Genomic DNA, 20000 nt, shown 5'->3' on the forward strand with positions numbered 1-20000 from the left:
ATAAAATGAAAATAATTCACACTGGTGATTTACATTTAAAAAAACTTTATAAGGGAAAGCTACCTCTCGAGGTTTCAAATAAACTTCTTGAGGATGCTTGGCGTGCCCTCTTTGAAGTTTTTGAATTTTCAAATGAAGTTGAAGCAGATATTATTTTAATAGCTGGCGATTTATTCGAGAAAGAATATTTTAACCTAAGAGATTTAAATAGATTTTTAGATTTAGTAAGAAATGTTAAGGCTAAAATATTTATTGCCTTTGGCAACCATGATTATCTCTCAGAAGACAACTTATTTTTAAAAGTAGACCTACCAGAGAATTTGTATATATTTAAAAACAATCTTGATTATTTTGAATTAAGTGAATTAAAAACTAGGATTTATGGAATTTCCTATGATTCTTATGCTTTTAATAGAAATTTTGGAGATTTAGATTTAGACGAAGAATTTATAAATATTGGTCTCTTTCATTCAGACTTAAAAGATGAAAGATATTTACCACTTAGTAAAGATTTTTTACAAAAATTTAACTATGTCGCTCTCGGACATATCCACAAGAGGGCAAAGGTGTATGATAACACTTACTACTCTGGATCTTTAATTCCCCTTTCTTTTAAAGATGAAGGCAAGAGGGGGATAATTTACCTGGATGATGAGAAAAAATCATTTGAATTTAAAAATTTTTCCAAGAGAGAGTTTATAAATCTTGAAATAAATTTGAATAAGGAAATGACCTTTAGTGATATTTTAGGGTCTATCCAAGAGAATATCTACCAAGATAATCTTTATAGGATTAGACTAAGGGGAGAGACAAAACATCCTGAAGATTTAGAAAACTTTCTGCGAGAAAATTTAAATGCTTTTTATTTTGAAATATTAAATGAACTATACGATATAGAAGAAGACTTTGAGATTGAAGATAAATATATCTTGGAATTCTTAAATAGCTTCGGTTCTAGTAAGACTCAAATGGATGCGAAGGAACTTTCTAAAAAATATATTTTGGAGCAATATTATGATATTTAAAGAATTAGGACTTTTAAATTTCGGAAAATTTGAAGATAAAAAGATTGAGCTTCAAGATGGAATAAACTTAATTTATGGAGTAAATGAGGGTGGAAAGTCCACTATAACAAATTTTATAGATGGAATTTTTTATGGTTTTAGTCGTGACTCCTTAGCTAGAAAGGTTCGTGACGAACTTTTTGAAAAATCAAGGCCTTGGTCTTCTAATTTATATAGGGGTTATATTATTTTAAATGATGGTGAAGAAGACTATAGAATAAGCAGAGACTTTGACAAGGATGAAGTTTCAATCTTAAATCTAAATACAGGTGAGGACCTTTCAAATGATGAAAGAAATTTTTTATATTCAAGGATTCCTCAACCAGGTGTAATATTTTTTGAATTAAATAGAAAAATTTATAAATCAAGTTTTTACCTTGGACAAAGGCTCAGTCAATTGGAAGATGATGCTAGTGATGAACTAAAAACTAGGATTAATAATTTTTCTATTTCTGAAGATGAAAACCTTGATTTAACTAAAGTAATAGAAAAAATGGAGGAAGATCTTTACAATTTAGGGACAAAAAGAAGAAAATCATCGGAAATCGGAAGATTCTACGATGAATTGGAAAAAATTTCAAAAGATAAGGCAAACTTTATAAGTTTTAAGGAGACTTATAAAAATTCTATTGAAGACTATAAGCTTTCTAAGGACAAATTAAAAAATCTTGAATATAAATTAAAGGGTAGAAAGCTTTTTGAACTTGAGACCTTAAAGGCGAAGTTAAAAGAATGCCAAACTAATGAATCAAATGGAGAAAATGATTATAAATTATCTGAACTTGAAAGAGCAATTGAGATAAATAAAGAACTTGGAATCTACTCTAGTAGACTTGATGATCTCTTATCCACTGAGCAAAAAAACTTTGAAGTGGACCTAGATTTAGAAGAAGACTATAAGAGGTATAAGGAAATAAATAGAGAGATACAAGTCTTAAATGAAAATAATTATTCTAAAGAAATGGAAATTATATCATGGGACATAAAAAATCTTGAAAGAGAAATCTTTAAATATATTTTAAAATTTATGTCCTCTATGATAATTGGTGGAGCTGTAATATTTATTTCACTTTATTTCAAAAAATATTTAATTTCAATTGTATCTATTTTATTTTTTACTTATTCTTACTTTAGGATAGTAAAATTTAGGGAAAACAAAGACTTATTAAATAGACTAAAAAACAAATATCAAGATTATAGGATTAAGTCCCAAGAAAAAACTCTTATAAAAAAGGAATTTGATAAAGAAATCTCAGAAATTTTAAACAAGTATGGTGCAAGAGATAAAAAAGAATTAAGTGAACTTTTTGATTCAAAGCTCCAAGAGAATTTTAAGAATATTTCAAGAAATGAATATACTAGGGAATTGATGGAAAAAAATTCTTTAGAAATTGAGGATACAAAGAAAAAAATTCTTGAACACGAAGAAAACCTAGAAAATATTTTTAATAAATATGGAGTTCAAAATATTAAAGGTTTGAAAACTCTATTTCATTATAAAAAAGATGACAATAGGATTAGTGAATATAAGTATAGGATTGAGAAGCTGGAAAAAGAAAATTTAAGTGGAGATCTGTACAAAGAAGAAAATATTGAAGAAATCCAAGAAAAAATAGACAAGGAAAAAAACAATATTTTAAACTTAGAAGGTAGCTTAAAAACTCTTGATGAATCTCTAGAAAAGTTAAGAGTTTTAGATGAAAGATCTTGTGAGATCACTGAAAAGCTAGAAAAATTAGAATATAAAAAAGAATTACTTGAATTATCTATTGAAAAAATGGAGGACTTTGTTAAGTCTAAGCGAAAGAATACTTTTCCTCTTTTGAAAAAAGAAATTTCACAATACCTAAGTTGCATGACTCATGGAAAATATGAAGAAATTTTAATTGATGACACTTTTGGCATAAGGGTTTATGATAAGGATATAGAGGATTTCGTTGATTTGGATTCTTTAAGTCTGGGGACAATTGATCAGATTTATCTGGCCTTTCGTCTTTCTATATCAAAAATAATAAGTGACAAAGAAATTCCACTAGTACTTGATAGTCATTTTGATGCCTATGATGATAAGAGGTTAAAGGAATCTCTTAAAATGTTGGAAAGTCAGCAACAAGTTCTGATTTTTACAAGTACAAATAGGGAAAAAGAAATTTTAGATAAAAATAATATGGCATATAATTTAATAAAAATTTGAGGTGTATATGATATTCGCAATTGGAGATCTTCACTTCGACTACACAAAAGAAAAACCCATGAATATTTTTGGAGATAATTGGGAAAATCATGAAGAAAAAATAATTGAAAATTGGAAGAAGATGGTCAAAGATGATGACTTAGTCTTATTGCCAGGTGATATTTCTTGGGCACTTAAACTCGATACTGCAAGTTTAGACCTTAAAAGAATTGATGAGCTTCCTGGTATCAAGATAATTTCCAAAGGGAACCACGACTATTGGTGGTCTTCTTTAAACAAGATGAATAATCTTGGTTATAAGACTATCCATTTCATCCACAACAACTCTTTTGAATACAAGAATTATTCTATTTGTGGAACAAGAGGATGGGCTGCTAGAGATTCTTTTGAGTTTTCAGAAAATGATGAAAAAATTTATCTTAGAGAAGTCCAGAGATTAAAAAACTCTTTGGATTCATGCGTAAATAAAAAAATAATTGCCATGATTCATTATCCTCCTTTTAATCAAGATTTAAGTCTCAATGAATTCTCACAGATGCTAGCTGATTATAAGGTGGAAAAATGTGTTTATGGTCACCTTCATGGAAAGGGTCACAAGTTCTCCTACGAAGGAGAAATGGAAGGTGTTGACTATAATTTTGTTGCAAGTGATTATTTAGATTTTAATTTAAAAATAATTGAGGAGGACTAATGGAAAGAGAGATTGAAGTAAAGCTTCTTGATATTGATGTAGAAGAATTTGAAGAAAAGATTAAAAAAATAGGTGGTAAATTTGTAAAAGAAGAGGACCAAACTAATATTACAATTAATTCCACCGCTCATAAAATTTATAAAAAGAAGGGCTATCTGAGAATTAGAGTTACTAAAACTTCAGATGGCGAGAAAAAATATTTTACATTTAAAGAAAATATTTCGGACTTCAAAGTTAGGGATAATATAGAACACACAACAGAAATCACAAGTGTGGATGATTTAATAAATATTTTGAAGTGCCTGGGATATGACATTTATCACACAGGTTATAAAAATAGAAAAAAATATTCCTATAAAAAATTTGTCATTGACATAGATACTTGGGATAAAGAAACTTATCCAAAGCCCTATGTTGAGATAGAAGCTCCTAGTATGGAGGATATTTATCACTTAGTAGATAAATTAGAGATACCTAGAGAAAATGTATCAACTATGTCCATTGATGAACTTAGAAAATCTTTAAAAAAATAGTGTGACATATATAATAAATGTGTTATAATATTTTTTAAGTGACAAGGAGGAATTATGTCTAAGTATAATTATATTAAATGGTTTAATGAAATTGGTAAAGATGATGTAGGACTTGTTGGAGGAAAGGGAGCTAACCTTGGCGAATTAACTAGCTTTGGTCTACCAGTGCCTCCAGGATTTTGTGTAACAGCAGAAGCATACACTAAGTTTATTAAATATGCAGAACTTGATGAAGTTGTTAAACTTTTAATGGAAGCTGTTGACGTTGAGAATGTTGACGATCTTACAAATGCATCAAAGGAAATCCAAAATAAAATTAAGGAAAAAGACTTTGATCCAGGACTTGAAGAAGAAATCTTAAGAGCTTACAGAGAATTTTCTGAAGACATTGGAGTAAAAAATCCAGAAGTTGCAGTTAGATCATCTGCTACTGCAGAAGACCTTCCAGATGCATCCTTTGCAGGACAACAAGATACTTACTTACACATTAGTGGAGAAGAAGAACTACTTAACCACATTAGAGATTGTTTTGCATCACTTTGGACTTCTAGAGCAATCTATTACAGAGAAAAACAAAACTATGATCACTTCGACGTAGCTCTTTCTGTTGTAATTCAAAAAATGGTTAACTCTGAAAAATCAGGAGTTATGTTTACAGCAAACCCTATTAATAACTCTAAAGATGAAATGATGATTAACGCATCTTACGGACTTGGTGAAGCTGTTGTATCTGGTATTGTTACTCCAGATGAATATATAATTGACAAAAAAACTAAAAAAGTAATCGAAAAAAGTATTTCTGAAAAAGAATACATGGTTATAAAAAATGAAAATAGTGTTGGAACTAGAACTGTAAATGTAAAAGATGTTCTAGGAGAAGATGCTATAAAGGCAGAAGCTCTTTCACCAGAAGAACTTGACACTCTTATTGAAAGAGGACTTAAGGTAGAAAAACTTTATGGTTCAGTGCAAGACACTGAATGGGGCTTTGATACAGACACAAAAGAATTTTACTTCTTACAATCAAGACCAATTACAACTCTTGCAGAAGAAAAAGAAGAAAAATTAGTAACTCTTTGTAAGGGTCTACCAGCTTCTCCAGGAATTGGAAGAGGTAAGGTAAAACTTATTAAAGATATTTCTGAAATTAACCTTGTTGAAGAGGGAGATGTTCTTGTAACTGCTATGACAAACCCTGACATGGTACCTGCTATGAGAAAGTGTGCTGGTGTTGTAACTGACGAAGGTGGAAGAACTTGTCACGCAGCTATAGTATCAAGAGAATTACAAATCCCATGTATAGTTGGAGCTAAAAATGCTACAAAATCTCTAAAGACTGGAGGTACTGTTACAGTAGACGCAGTAAGAGGAATTGTTTATGAAGGCGAAGTTTTAAAAGAAAAAGAAGAAAAGAAAACTGAAACTCAAACATCTGGAACAAACCTTGGAAATATTGATGAACTTAGAAATATGTTTGCACCAACAACTGCTACTAAGATTTATATGAATCTTGGCGAACCAGAACTAATTGAAAAATATAAGAACCTACCAATGGATGGTATTGGCCTTATGAGAACAGAATTTATCTTCACTAATATGATTGGTGCTCACCCAATGTATCTTGTTAAAACTGGTCAAGGAGACCTTATGGTAGATAAACTCGCTGAAGGTATCTCTAAAGTTGCTCAAGCAATTTATCCAAAGAACCTTGTTGTTAGAACAAGTGACTTTAGAACAAATGAATTCAGAGGTCTAAAGGGTGGAGATGAAGTAGAACCAATTGAAGCTAACCCAATGATTGGTTGGAGAGGTGTTTCAAGATATATTTCTCCTGAATATGAAAAGGGCTTTAGACTAGAATGTCAAGCAATCAAAAAAGTTAGAGAAGAATATGGACTTACTAACGTAATAGTGATGCTTCCATTTGTTAGAACGCCAGAAGAACTTAAGGTTGTTAAGGGAATAATGGCTGAAGAAGGCCTAGTTCAATCTAAAAACTTTAAGATTTGGATTATGGCAGAAGTTCCAGCAGTTGTTCTTCAAGCAGAAGAATTTGCAGAACTAGTTGATGGATTCTCAATTGGATCTAACGACTTGACTCAACTTGTTATGGGAGCTGATAGGGACTCAGGAATCCTTAATAACATGGGATACTTTGACGAAAGAAACGATGCAGTTAAAATTGCCCTTAAGACAATAATCGATGCAGCAAACAAGAAGGGAATCACTTGTTCAATTTGTGGTCAAGGCCCAAGCCAATACCCAGAACTTGCAGAATTCCTTGTTGAATGTGGAATTACATCTATGTCAGTTAACCCAGACACAGTTGATTACACAAGAAGACTTGTTGCAAGTGTTGAACAAAAAATAATTCTTAAAAAACTTAGACAAATGTAAATAAAATAATTTTTTATAAAAGAAAACCTCATGATTAATTTCATGAGGTTTTTCTGTAAAAATATTTATTAAATTAGTCTTTTATAGTCTAAGAAATTTGCTACAAGAGTTTTAGTAAAGGGAAACTTAACAATATCTATATTACAAATATCATCAACGAAAATAAGCTCTTTATCAATAAATACTTCAATATTATTTTCTTTTAAAATAGAATAATTTATATTACGTCTCTTAGAGGGACCTATATATACATCAGAAGAGGGCAGTCCACTGCCACAACAAGATTTACTTGTAATTTTATCGATAGTAATTATTCCTTCATTTTTTTCTTTAAGATAAGCCGAGGCTTCCTTTGATATATTAATTTTCAAATCACTCATTCTTTTTTATTAGAGTAACAAAAAACTCGCTATCCTTAATAGCTTCAATTGATATAAAGTTATCACCGTCAAATTTTAAAACTTTACCTGGCTCGAATTCTCTATCCTCTTCCTCATTTAAAAGTACTTTAATTTCACCTTTAACAACAGTTACTAGAACAGTAAAACCAGGATGGTTGTGATTTTCTATAATTTCTCCAGAAGCTAAAACTTTTTTTACAAGAGTGAACTCTTTTTCCTTAAAAACTTTACCAGGCATACTTCCTACATAACCAATCATATTATACTTCCTTTCTTAATAATAATTACTTATTGAACTTATCTAAATCATGAAAAGAATCTAAATTTAATTTTGTTTTATTAAGATCCTTGTCTCTAGATATATTTTTTGCATCATCTAGATTTTTTTTAATGATTTGATCATCTTCCATAGTAGATTCTTTTTCTGTCGTGATTTTTTCACCATTTTCTATGGAATTAATAAGATTCTCAGAAGATTTTAAATCTTCAATCTTGTAATCAGGCATTTCTTCTAAGAAAGTTGAAAGATTAATTGTTTCACTTTCATAAAGTCTTCTAATTATTTCATCAATATTTTGTGAATTTTTACGAACTAATTCTGATCTAATTTCATTTAAAATATTAATTTTTTCTAAACTATATTTTTCAGTAAAACTTTCTAAATCTTCAAAAATTATATCAGTAACAGTCGGGTTAATCCTAGAACTATTTAGGGAGAAGGTCAACGGACCCCTTTCAATAGATTTATTAATAGAGATTAAAGACTTAGAGAGAATATCAAATCTTTGATATACCATTTTTCTTGAGAGAGCTCTTTTTTCCAAGGCTTCATTTATTTCAAAGTCTTCAGTAGCTATTAAAACATAGTCGTAACCCATGAACATAAAGTCCTTATCAACTTGGCGTTCCTTTAATTTGATTTTTTCATTGGAATTTTCGGCAATATTTACAATATTTTTTATGAAAGAATCTCCAATCATATAAATTTCTGCTTCAGAATCAATAACAGATTTTAGAGCAGAGTAAGCGAGATAACCTCCTCCTAAAATTAGGATTTTTCTGTCAAGAGTATCAAGACTCACTGGCAAGTAACGCATGGTATCACTCCTTTAAAATTTTTTTACATTAAGGTATGTATCACTTAAATTAATTATACCAAATAATAAGCTAAATTATTCAGTTAATAGTTTACTTTATAAGTTTCAAGCATTGATTTAATAAAATTTTAATAAAAAGAAAACTTCATAGAAGATAATATGTGTTATAATATTAAAAAGATGTAATTAAAGAAATAAATGGAGGTTTTATTATGAAATCCAATAATTTAAAAAGAGCAGCTGCTCTTGGACTTGCTGCTTTAATGCTAGCACCAAGTGCAACTTTTGCTAAAGAGTTCAAGGATGTAAAGAAGAAAAATAATAAATACTCTTGGGCTTACGATGCGATCGATATATTAAGTGATAAAAATGTAATTAGTGGACACCCTGATGGTGAATTTAAACCAGGAGAATCAGTGTCACTTGAAGAACTTTTACAACTTATAAAACAAGTGTTAAGACCAAGTGATGAAGAGATTAAAAATGCCACAACAAAATATTCTAAGATGGCTAAAGATAATGGAGTAAATAAATGGGCAGAAGAAGCTGTATGCCTTGCTCTTGACAGAGGTTATCTTGACGAAAACTCTTTAAAGAAAGCAAATGAAAGAGGTTTCTTTAAGATTAGCCAAAGAGAATACCCAAGCAGGGGAGATATTGCAATCTTCTTTGCAAGAGCTTTACAATTAAGTCCAAATGGAAACACAAATCTTTTAAAACATAACGACAAGGACAAATTAAGCGACACTCTTAAGGGTTACTTATCTTCTCTTGTAGAAGCAAAGATTTTTACTGCAACAGGTTCTGATGGAAACTTTGAAGGTGACAGACCAATTACTCGTGCTGAAACTGCGATAATAACAAAAGCATCTTTTGACTATGCAGAAAAAAATAAAATTGAAGCAAAAACAGAAAAGATGAAGGGTACAGTTGTGCTTTCATCTAAACTAAATAACGTAAATGTAGTTATTATTGAAAACAAGGGCACTAAGTACTCCTTTGACATCGATAACAACACAAAATACAAGCTAAAAGATAAAGATATCAAACTTGAAGACATAAAAGCTGGTCAAGAAGTTGAAATAGAGTATACTAAGGCAAAAACTGGTGAAAGAGAAGGTACAGCAAAAACTATTACAGTTACAAATGCAATGCTTGACATGGTGGGTTATGTAAATTCTAAGGGAAATAATCAAATAACACTTAGATATAGAGACAACTCAGATTCACTTAACTTTAGAACAACTTCAAAAATTTCAACATCTGATACAAAGACTTTTGATTTAGACAAAAATGTTAAAATCAAAGCTTATGGAAAAGATTTAAAACTTGAAGATATCGCTGTAGATGACTTAGTTGAATTTAAGACTAATGCCGATAATAAGATAACTGAAATCACAGTTTTCCCTAAGGAAGCTTATGTAAAAGGTCAAATAGTTTCTATGGAAAACACTAACAAGGATAAAGCATCAATTAAATTAAAATTAAGCGATGGAAAAACATATGAGTTCTATATTACAAATGAGACAAATAGATTAAATGATGTATCTTTAAACGATAATGTTACTTTCTATGTTAAGTATAAAGTTCTAATTGGAAAATCTGACGATCAAAATAATGGATTAGCAATGGGAAGAGTAAGAAATGTTTCGTTATATGAAACTACTTTTGATTATTATAGAAAATCATCTGACCCTTATATTGAATTGGAACTTAACAGTGGTGGATATAAAACTTATTCATTAGTAAAAGATCCAATAATTAGAGAAGGCGGTATTAGAGTCAACTCTGTAACAGAAGATTTCTTAAGAGGTAAGACTGTTAACTTAAAACTTAACGACAATGGAAAAGTTGAAGAAATTAACATTGTAAATAAAGATTTACAGTTTAATACAATGTTCCAAGTTCTAAGAGCTAATAAAACATCAAATCAATTTAACACTTATGCTGTTACTTTAAAAGTTATTCAATCAGATAACAATAGGATTAAACCAGGTGAAACAATTAACCTTTCATTGGAGGGTAATGTTCTTTTAAACGATGTATTTCTAGCTAATGGATATCTTGACGAAAGATCTAATATACAACAACTAAATATAGAGGAAGTTGTAGGAAACACAGGTTACTATGAGTTAGATCAAGTCAATAGTATACGAGAAAGAAGAAATTTCTATACATTCAAGCAATTAGAAAGAAACTCTTCTAGAAATACTGATAATTCATCTAGAAATAGTGATGTTTTCACTTACAAGTAAATTTTGAATTAGAAGGAGCCTTTTGAGGCTTCTTTTTTTGTTGAATTTTATACTTAATTATTTTTTAAATTTCTTGCTTTATGCTATAATTTATGACGGAGTGATAATATGAAAAAGAAAATTATAGCTATAAATTTAGTCCTTTGTGTATTATTAGCACCAGGAAATATTTTCGCTAAATCTTTTACAGATGTAAAAAATAGTGGAAAGACGGAATGGGCATATAAATATGTTGAAGAACTATCTAACCAAAATATTATAAATGGATATGAAGATGGAAGCTTTAGGCCGAATAATCCTGTGAGTTTCTTAGAAACCATGCAAATTTTAAAAACTCTTCTAAATCCTAGTGAAGAAGACATGAATTTAGCAAGAGAAACTTATATGGAAACTGTAAATGCAAATGGTGTAATAGACTGGGCGAGAGATGCAATTTGCTTTAACTTATACCATGGCACTATTACAGAAAAAACTTTAACAAGTGCTCGTGAAAGAGGATTTTTAGAAAACAAAGTTTACCCTAACAGGAATACAATTGCTGTTTATTTTGCAAGGGCTTTAAACATTGATAAGTCTTCTGATACAAGTAACTTAAAGTATAAGGACATGAAGAAAATTCATCCTCTTACACTTGAATATCTTCCAAGTCTTGTTAATTCTAATATTTTTACAAGTACAGGATCTGAAGGTAAATTTAATGGTAATTTCGCCATTAGAAGAAGTGAAATTGCAGTATTAACTTCAAAATCTCTTGAATATGTTAACAATAATATGGATAAAATAACAAAAGAAAAAGATGTTAAGGCTGAAGATTTATTAGTCAATCATGAAGAAAACAACTTAGAAAATAAGATTGATAAAGAGAACAATTCTTCTAGCAATGACCTTTATGATAACAGTGAATCTATCCTAGTAAACCATGAATCTAATAATGAATCTAAAGATAGTGATTTTGATTTAGGAGTGGCAGAAGCTAATACTCCTATTAATTTTAAAGGTCAAGTTATTGAAATCATAGACAGTAAAAATGTTAGTTTTATCAGAATAAAAATTACTGAATCTGATTCAGAAAGCTTTGGTCCTGGTCAAGTTGTAACTGTAAACACTTTTAGAAAACATAATATAAATGACATTGTCGAGGGTAGTGGAATTCTTGGCGAAAATAGTCTAACAAACATAAAATTAAAATAATATTAAAAGGGCTGTTCATATGACGGCCCTTTCAAATTGGAGGAAAAGTGGAATTTTTAAGTAGAACTGAAAGAATGATTCCCAAAGAGGATCTTGATAAATTAAAAAATAAATCTATTTTAGTATTTGGGCTTGGCGGAGTTGGCGGAGCTTGTGTCGAATCTCTAGTAAGAGCTGGAATTGGAAAAGTTGGCCTTGTCGATGGAGATGAGTATGAGATTACAAATGTAAATAGACAAATTTTTGCGACGATGAAGACTCTTGGCATGAGAAAGGTCGATGCATGTGAAGAAAGGCTTCTTGATATTAATCCAGACTTAAAGATAAAAAAATATGATTTATTTATTAACGATGAAAATATTAATGAAATAGATTTTGAAAATTATGACTATATAGTTGATGCCATTGACACAATTACTTCTAAACTCTTAATTATTAAGGAAGCTTACGACAAAAATATAAAAATAATTTCAGCTATGGGTGCGGGAAATAGACTTGACCCAACTAAGTTTCAAGTGATGAATATTGAAAAGACTCAAAATGATCCTGTTGCAAAAATTATGAGGAAGAAGCTAAAGGAAATGAGAATAAAAAAATTAAAAGTTGTTTGTTCTACTGAACTCCCAATTAAAACTGGTGACAGAACACCTGGATCAATCTCTTTTGTTCCTCCAGTTTGTGGAATGGTATTGGCCTCTCATGTCATTAGAGATATCCTAAAAAGTTGAAAATATGGGTAAAAAAACATATAATAATTAGCAGTAAGGAGAAGTCATGGATATAAATACACTAAATGATAAACAGAAAGAAGCTCTTTTGGCAACAGAAGGTCCCCTACTTATTTTAGCAGGAGCTGGAAGTGGCAAAACCAAAGTAGTTACTTCTAAAATTGCATATTTAATTGAAGAATTACAAGTTCCATCATGGAGAATTTTGGCTATTACCTTTACAAATAAAGCTGCCAATGAAATGAGAGAGAGAGTTGCAAATTTAATCGATGAAGACATCTCCTCAATGTGGATTGGAACTTTTCACTCAATTTGTGTTAGGATACTTAGAAAAAACATTGATAAGATAGGTTACAGCTCAAGCTTTACTATTTACGATAGGGACGACCAAATTACTGTTGTAAAAGAAGCAGTTGCTGAACTTGGCCTTGATAGGGATATTTATAAACCAAGATCTCTTGTAAATGATATTTCTAATATAAAGAGTGAAGGCCTTAGTCCTAAAGAATATATGGATTTAAATAAAAGCAACTTTTTCAAAGAAAATCTTGGGAAAATTTATGAGATTTATGAAAAAAAGTTAGCAAATAATAATGCCTTAGACTTTGATGACCTTTTAATAAAGACAGTTGATATTTTGAGAGATTATGAAGAGGTTAGGGAATTTTATATAGATAAGTTCCAGTATATATTTGTTGATGAATACCAAGATACAAATAAAATACAGTATGAGTTTATAAAATTAGTTGCGGGAAAGGATCCAAACTTAACAGTTGTTGGGGATAATGACCAATCTATTTATAAGTGGCGTGGAGCTGATATAAATAATATTTTAAATTTCCACAAAGATTTCCCTGGTGCAAAAATTGTAAAACTAGAGCAAAATTATCGATCAACTCAAAAAATTCTTGAAGTAGCTAATAAGGTAATAGAAAACAACTCATCTAGGATTGATAAAAACCTTTGGACTTCAAGGAATGAAGGTAAAGATGTTGTATATAGAGAATTTCCTCATTCAAATGAAGAAGAATATGGTGTAATAAATAAGATAATTGGACTTCACTACAAGGGTGAAGAGTTTAAAGACATGGCTATTTTATATAGAACCAACGCTCAGTCAAGAGGATTTGAAGAGGCCCTAGTCAGAGAAAGGATACCTTATAAGATTGTCGGTGGCTTAAAATTCTACGATAGAATGGAAGTCAAGGATGTTTTAGCTTACCTAAGAATTTTAAATAACACTGATGACAATGTAAGCTTAGCTAGAATTATAAATAGGCCAAAGAGAGGAATAGGAGATACATCTCTATCTGATTTGATAGACTATGCTGATAACAATGGTCTGTCTCTTTACGATGTGGTTACTAATATTGATAAGTTTGAAGATTTAAATATTAGAGCAAGAAAAAATGTAAGGGAATTTGGCAATATCTTAAAGATTTTAAAGGATAGGGTAGATAAACTTTCAATAGGTAAGCTATTTGAAGAAGTTCTCTATGAAAGTGGTTATGTAGAAGATTTAAAAAATCAAAATACAATTGAAGCTAAGACTAGGCTCGAAAATATTGAAGAACTCCATTCCAATATAATGGAATATGACAGGGAAGGCGTTGAACTTGCCGAATACTTAAATACCCTATCTCTACTTTCAGATGTTGATAAAACATCTGAAGATAGTGGAGTAAATCTTATGACTATGCATGCAGCTAAAGGGCTTGAATTTTCTACGGTATTCTTAGTCGGCCTAGAGGAAGGTCTCTTCCCAAGTAGCAGGTCTATGGAAAGTGAAGAGGAAGTTGAGGAAGAAAGAAGACTTTGTTATGTAGGAGTTACAAGAGCTTGCAACAATCTATTTATCTCATCTTCTCGAACTAGGTCTATGTATGGAAAGTTGACTCCAGCAAAAAGAAGTAGATTTATCGGTGAAATGGGCGATAAGATAGAAATCATTGAAGATAAGTCTAGAGAATTATTAGAAGTCCGTGATTATAATGAAGGAAATAAGTCTTCAGTTAATAGAAAAAATAAATTCTTTGGAATGGAAAAGAAAACTGAAACAAAGAAGGCTGCACCTAAGTCCATGGATAAAAATATCAATGTTGGAGATAAGGTAAAGCACAAATTATTTGGCAAGGGCATGGTAGTGCAAAAGAAAGAAAAAAATGGAGACTACGAAGTTGTTATTTCCTTTGACAAAAAGGGTTTAAAGAGGCTTATGCTTTCAGTTGCTCCTATTAAATTAATAGATTAGTTGGTGACCTATGAATAATAAAATAAAAGAAATGGAAGATTTAATAAAAGAAATTGATAAATTAAACTACCATTACTATACTCTTGATGATCCACTTTTATCCGATGCTGAGTACGACAAACTTTATGATAGGTTAGTTAATCTTGAAAATGAAAGTGGTACAGTCTTGTCATATTCTCCCACAACAAGAGTAGGAGGGGCTGTCCTAAGTAAGTTTGAAAAGCACACTCATCTTGGAAGACTTTATTCTATGGATAAGGCCCAGGGAGATGATGCCCTTCTTGCTTGGTATAATAGGATAGAAAAATTTGTAAATAATTATAATGAAAATAATATTAATAAATTACCAGAACCAGAATTTATAATCGAACTTAAATTTGATGGTCTTACTATTAATTTAACTTATGAAAACCAAAATCTTATAATGGCATCAACACGAGGTAACGGAATAGTTGGAGAAGAGATTTTGGAGCAAGTTAAGACTATCTATTCAGTTCCTTTGAGGATTTCTTATTCTGGTAAAATAGAAGTTCAGGGTGAAGGATTGATGCCCCTATCTGAACTTGAGAAGTATAACCAAGAAAATGAAGAAAAATTAAAAAACGCAAGAAATGCCGCTGCTGGAGCATTGAGAAATCTTGACCCTAAAGTTACTAAGAAAAGAAACTTAACAGCTTATTTTTATAATGTTGGTTATATTGAAGAAGATATCTTTAAATCAGATGATGAGATGAAAAAATTCTTAAAAGAAAACAATTTTAATGTCTCAAAATACAATTATAAACTCAAGAAATTTTCTGAAATAATAAAAAAGATTCAGGAAATAGGTGAAAATAGGAATAAATTAGATATCTTAATCGATGGTGTAACGATAAAAGTTAATGATATTGAAACTAGAAGAGCTTTAGGGTATACAAATAAGTTTCCTCGTTGGGCAATTGCATATAAGTTTGAGGCAGAGGAAATATCGACAACTCTACTTGATGTAGTCTGGAATGTCGGACGTACTGCAAAGGTAACACCTTCTGCTATACTTGAGCCAGTAGATATTGGTGGCGTCACAGTACAAAGGGCTACTCTAAATAATTATGACGATATACTTAGGAAAAAAGTTAGGATTGGTTCAAGAGTTTTAATTAGAAGGTCTAACGATGTTATTCCAGAAATTCTTGGTACCCTTCCAAGTGATAATGAAACTCATGAAATAGAAAAACCTAAAATTTGTCCATATTGTGGTTCTCACTTATACCAAGATGGTGTCCATATATTTTGTCCTAACACACTATCATGTGTTCCCCAACTGGTATCAAGGCTCACTCATTTTGCATCTAGAGATGCAATGGATATAGAAGGCTTTAGTGAAAAGACAATAGAAAAGTTAATGGGAACTGTAGGGTTAAAAGAAATCCCAGATGTTTACAAGCTAAAATATGAAGATATAATTAAAATAGAAGGTTTTAAAGAAAAGAGGACAAATAATCTTTTAAATGCAATTGAAAATTCAAAGCATCCTCATTTGTCAAACTTCATTTATGCTCTTGGTATACCTAATGTTGGGATAAAAACTGCCAGAGACTTAGCTAATTACTTTAAGACCTTTGACAAATTAAAAAATTCTAAGGAAGATGAGCTTATTTATATTGGAGATATTGGAAGCATAACGGCTAAAGAAATAGTGGAGTTTTTCCACGATGAAAGAATTGTTAACTCAGTAAATGAATTATTTGATTTGGGGATTAGTCCACTTTATGAAGATGATAGTAATGGACCTAAGCCCCTTGATAAAAAAACTTTCGTCTTAACAGGTACTCTTGAAATTCCTAGAAAAGAGCTTGAAGAAAAATTAATATCTCTTGGAGCTAAAGTGACAGGTTCTGTAAGTAAAAATACTGACTACCTTGTAGTTGGAGAAAATCCAGGATCTAAGTATGATAAAGCGAGAGATTTAAAAATAGAAATTTTAAGTTTAGAAGAACTTGATAATTTAGTAGGAGGTTTAAATGAATAAGGAAGACATAAGGCATATAGCAAATATTGCTCAAATCGATTTTTCTGATGAAGAACTAGAAAAATTTGCACCAAATTTTGATGAAATTATTGAACTAGTAAATAAGATAAAAGAAGTTGATACTGAGGGTGTTGAAGAAGTATTCCAAGTCAATGGAACAGAAAACAATATTCGTGAAGATAAAACTGGAGAGTCTCTTTCTCAAGAAGAGGCACTAGAAAATGCCGCTACTAAAAAATACGGTTATTTTAAACTAATAAAGTTTGTAGAATAGGAGGGACTCATGACTTTTAGTAAGTTAAAGGCCTGGGAGATAGCCCAAGGATATAGAAATAGGGATTTTTCCTGTGAAGAAGTTACAAAAGAATTTTTAGAGAGCATTAAGGAAAAAGATAAAGAAATAAATGCCTACATCACAGTGACAGAAGAAGAGGCTCTAAAGAAGGCAAGAGAAGTAGATGAAAAATTCCACAACAGAGAAGAAATGTCACAACTTGCAGGTGTTCCAATTTCAATTAAGGACAATATTTCTGTAAAAAATATAAAAATGACTTGTGGATCAAGGATGCTTGAAAATTATATCGCTCCTTATGATGCAACATTAGTTAAAAAAATTAAAGATAATGATGGTGTAATTCTAGGTAAGGTTAACTTAGATGAATTTGCCATGGGAGCATCAACAAGAACTTCCTATTTTGGAGTGACAAAAAACCCACTTGATACAACTAGAGTTTCTGGTGGTTCTTCAGGTGGTTCAGCTGCATCTGTAAGTGCAAATATGGCTGCTATTTCTATTGGATCAGATACAGGAGGTTCAGTTAGACAACCGTCTAGTTTCTGTAAGACAGTGGGAATGAAACCTACTTACGGTTCTATTTCTAGGTTTGGTATGTCATCAATGGCAAACACTTTTGATCAACCAGGTGTAATTGCAAATGATGTTAGGGACCTTGCAATGATGTTTAACGTAATAGAAGGTAGAGACGAAAGAGATGCAACTTCTGTTGGAAACCCTGGCTTAAATTTTGAATTTGATTTTTCTGATGATGCAATTAAAAACTTAGAGGGCAAAAAATTTGCTATTCCAAAGATTTGTTTAGATATGGATTTAAATGAAAGAGTTGGAAGTGAATTTGAAAAGGCAATAAAAATTTTAAGAGACAATGGTGCTGAAGTTGATGAATATGATATCGACTCGTTAAACCATACAATTGAAACTTATAACATCTTAGTTAATGGTGAAATTGCTTCAAATATGGCCCGCTTTGATTCCATAAGATATGGACATAGAACAGATAAGAATTTTGAAAATATAGAAGAAATGTACCGTGCTTCAAGAAGTGAAGGTTTCGGTGATGAAGTTAAGAGAAGAATTATGATTGGTACACATATTTTATCAATGGATAATGCAGATGAGTATTATTATAAGGCTCTAAAAGTAAGAGGATTAATTAAAAGAGATATGGACAGGATGTTTAAGGATTATGACTTTATGGTATGTCCAACTTTCCCAACACTGCCTTTTAAAATCGATGACAATATGAGTCCAGTTGAAGCTTATCAAGCAGATTTATTCACTATACCAGCTAACATGGTAGGTTCTCCTTCAATTTCACTACCAATGCCAGCAGGTCAAGATGGACTTTCTGTAGGAATAGAATTTACAGGTAAAAGATTTAAGGATAAGGACCTTATTCAAGCATCATTAGCATTTGAAAGGAGTTTAAACAAATGAGATATAAAACAATTGTAGGATTGGAAATTCACGTTGAACTTTCCACTGAGACAAAAGCTTTTTGTTCATGTAAAAACTCCTTTGGGGATGAACCGAACACCAATGTGTGTCCAGTATGTTTGGCACTTCCTGGTGGAATGCCAGTTTTAAATAGAAATGTTGTTAACTATACTATTATGGCTGGAACTGCTTTTAATTGTACTATTAACAATAAATCTAAATTTGACAGGAAGAATTATTTTTATCCTGACCTAACAAAGGGTTTCCAAATCACACAAAATGATAAACCTATTTGTACTGATGGTTATCTTGAAATTGATACAGATGAAGGAAAGAAAAAAATTGGACTTTTCCAAATTCAAATGGAAGAAGACACAGCAAAAAGCCTTCATACAGAAGATAATGAAACACTTATGGACTACAATAGGTGTGGAGTACCTCTAATTGAAATAGTGAGTAAACCGGATATTTCTAGTGGTAAAGAAGCACGTGAATTTTTAGAAAAATTAAAGTCAACACTTAGGTTCTTAGATATTTCTGACTGTAAGATGGAAGAAGGATCACTAAGATGTGACGTTAACGTAAATGTAAAGGACATGGAAACAGGAGAAAAAACTGCTATTACAGAAGTTAAAAATCTTAACTCCTTTAGAGGCGTTGAAAAGGCCATTGATTTTGAAGTAGAAAGACACATTAAGCTTCTTGAAAATCATGAAGATGAAATCAAGACAACAAGAAGATGGGACGACGCGAAAAATGAAACTGTCCTAATGAGAGTTAAGTATACTGCCAATGATTATAGGTTTGCTCCAGAAGGAGACCTTCCAATAGTTCATATTACAGATGAAGAAATAAAAGAAGTGGTTGACAATATGCCAGAACTACCAGAGCAAATGGTTGAAAGATTTGTTGAAGTTTATGGTATTACAGTTGAAGACGCACAAGTACTAACTTCTTCAAGAGAACTTGCCAAATTCTTTGAAGAACTCGCAAAAGATTTTAAAGATTATACTCTTTTATCAAATTGGATTCAAACAGAAATTTTAAGAAGAGTTGAAATCTCAGATAATGAAGAATTTAAACTACCATTTGAAAACAAAGAATTTATTGAACTTCTAAATTCTATAAAAAGCGAAAAAATTAGTAATAATGCAGGTAAAAAAGTTTTAAGAGAAATGTTTGAAACTGGAGATGGAGCAAAGGAAATAATTGAAAGACTAGGTCTTGTACAAATGACAGATCATTCTGCTATAGAAAAAATTGTAGACGAAGTTCTAGATGAAAATGAACAATCAATTATTGACTTTAAAGAAGGTAAGGATAGGGCTCTTGGATTCTTAGTTGGACAAGTTATGAAGAAATCGAGAGGAAAGGCTAATCCAAAAGTTGCAAATGAAATGTTAGTTAAAAAGTTAAATGAAAGATAAGTAAGGACTTTTTAGATAAATATAAAAA

General features: G+C 30.8%; 16 protein-coding genes. 13 read left to right on the top strand and 3 right to left on the bottom strand.

From position 1 onward, the window contains the following. Positions 1-5 precede the first annotated feature (5 nt). From HMPREF3023_RS04350 to ppsA, 5 genes are read left to right on the top strand one after another with little or no spacing between them, the layout of a single operon-like run. Complete coding sequence (locus HMPREF3023_RS04350; RefSeq protein WP_070701096.1) at positions 6-1025, top strand: metallophosphoesterase family protein; 1020 nt, start codon at positions 6-8, stop codon at positions 1023-1025. Then, positions 1015-3258 (top strand): ATP-binding protein, encoded by a 2244-nt coding sequence (locus tag HMPREF3023_RS04355; RefSeq protein ID WP_070701098.1) that lies wholly within the window; start codon positions 1015-1017, stop codon positions 3256-3258. The genes HMPREF3023_RS04350 and HMPREF3023_RS04355 overlap by 11 nt, the downstream gene beginning before the upstream one ends. 7 nt (positions 3259-3265) lie before the next feature. Continuing rightward, the gene (locus tag HMPREF3023_RS04360; RefSeq protein WP_070701100.1) at positions 3266-3949 is read left to right on the top strand and encodes a metallophosphoesterase; all 684 of its coding nucleotides are present in this window, start codon (positions 3266-3268) and stop codon (positions 3947-3949) included. Beyond that, on the top strand, positions 3949-4482 hold the full coding sequence (locus HMPREF3023_RS04365; protein WP_070701102.1) for a class IV adenylate cyclase: 534 nt from the start codon (positions 3949-3951) through the stop codon (positions 4480-4482). The genes HMPREF3023_RS04360 and HMPREF3023_RS04365 overlap by 1 nt, the downstream gene beginning before the upstream one ends. Before the next feature lie 54 nt (positions 4483-4536). Further along, the gene (gene ppsA / locus HMPREF3023_RS04370) at positions 4537-6879 is read left to right on the top strand and encodes a phosphoenolpyruvate synthase (protein ID WP_070701104.1); all 2343 of its coding nucleotides are present in this window, start codon (positions 4537-4539) and stop codon (positions 6877-6879) included. Between the two features lie 68 nt (positions 6880-6947). Here ppsA and HMPREF3023_RS04375 read toward each other — a convergent pair whose 3' ends face one another. The 3 genes from HMPREF3023_RS04375 to HMPREF3023_RS04385 are packed head-to-tail and all read right to left on the bottom strand — an operon-like array spanning position 6948 to position 8377. Beyond that, on the bottom strand, positions 6948-7259 hold the full coding sequence (locus HMPREF3023_RS04375; RefSeq protein WP_070701106.1) for a CC/Se motif family (seleno)protein: 312 nt from the start codon (positions 7257-7259) through the stop codon (positions 6948-6950). Then, the gene (locus HMPREF3023_RS04380) at positions 7252-7539 is read right to left on the bottom strand and encodes a cupin domain-containing protein (protein ID WP_070701108.1); all 288 of its coding nucleotides are present in this window, start codon (positions 7537-7539) and stop codon (positions 7252-7254) included. The genes HMPREF3023_RS04375 and HMPREF3023_RS04380 overlap by 8 nt, the downstream gene beginning before the upstream one ends. Positions 7540-7564: 25 nt before the next feature. Further along, entirely contained in the window at positions 7565-8377 is an 813-nt protein-coding gene (locus HMPREF3023_RS04385) for a precorrin-2 dehydrogenase/sirohydrochlorin ferrochelatase family protein (protein ID WP_070701110.1), read from the bottom strand. Between the two features lie 212 nt (positions 8378-8589). Here HMPREF3023_RS04385 and HMPREF3023_RS04390 point away from each other — a divergent pair, with 212 nt between their 5' ends. The 8 genes from HMPREF3023_RS04390 (at position 8590) to gatB (ending at position 19972) form a co-directional block, all read left to right on the top strand. Then, on the top strand, positions 8590-10632 hold the full coding sequence (locus tag HMPREF3023_RS04390) for an S-layer homology domain-containing protein (RefSeq protein WP_070701112.1): 2043 nt from the start codon (positions 8590-8592) through the stop codon (positions 10630-10632). Positions 10633-10740: 108 nt separating this feature from the next. Then, positions 10741-11823, top strand: a complete 1083-nt coding sequence (locus tag HMPREF3023_RS04395) for an S-layer homology domain-containing protein (RefSeq protein ID WP_070701114.1) — start codon at positions 10741-10743, stop codon at positions 11821-11823. A gap of 47 nt (positions 11824-11870) precedes the next feature. Continuing rightward, complete coding sequence (locus tag HMPREF3023_RS04400; protein WP_070701116.1) at positions 11871-12551, top strand: tRNA threonylcarbamoyladenosine dehydratase; 681 nt, start codon at positions 11871-11873, stop codon at positions 12549-12551. Between the two features lie 46 nt (positions 12552-12597). Beyond that, positions 12598-14802, top strand: coding sequence for an ATP-dependent helicase (locus tag HMPREF3023_RS04405; RefSeq protein ID WP_070701118.1), 2205 nt, complete (start codon positions 12598-12600; stop codon positions 14800-14802). 10 nt (positions 14803-14812) lie between these two features. Next, entirely contained in the window at positions 14813-16810 is a 1998-nt protein-coding gene (gene ligA, locus HMPREF3023_RS04410) for an NAD-dependent DNA ligase LigA (protein WP_070701120.1), read from the top strand. Further along, complete coding sequence (gatC, locus tag HMPREF3023_RS04415; RefSeq protein WP_070701122.1) at positions 16803-17084, top strand: Asp-tRNA(Asn)/Glu-tRNA(Gln) amidotransferase subunit GatC; 282 nt, start codon at positions 16803-16805, stop codon at positions 17082-17084. The genes ligA and gatC overlap by 8 nt, the downstream gene beginning before the upstream one ends. A 9-nt stretch (positions 17085-17093) precedes the next feature. Beyond that, positions 17094-18545 carry an Asp-tRNA(Asn)/Glu-tRNA(Gln) amidotransferase subunit GatA gene (gene gatA / locus HMPREF3023_RS04420; RefSeq protein ID WP_070701124.1) on the top strand — a complete coding sequence of 484 codons (1452 nt, stop codon included), beginning with the start codon at positions 17094-17096 and terminating at the stop codon, positions 18543-18545. Continuing rightward, positions 18542-19972, top strand: a complete 1431-nt coding sequence (gene gatB / locus HMPREF3023_RS04425) for an Asp-tRNA(Asn)/Glu-tRNA(Gln) amidotransferase subunit GatB (protein WP_070701126.1) — start codon at positions 18542-18544, stop codon at positions 19970-19972. The genes gatA and gatB overlap by 4 nt, the downstream gene beginning before the upstream one ends. The last annotated feature ends 28 nt before the right edge of the window (positions 19973-20000 follow it).

The sequence above is a fragment of the Peptoniphilus sp. HMSC075B08 genome (assembly GCF_001815405.1).
In the GTDB taxonomy this organism is placed as follows: Bacteria; Bacillota; Clostridia; order Tissierellales; family Peptoniphilaceae; genus Peptoniphilus_A; species Peptoniphilus_A harei.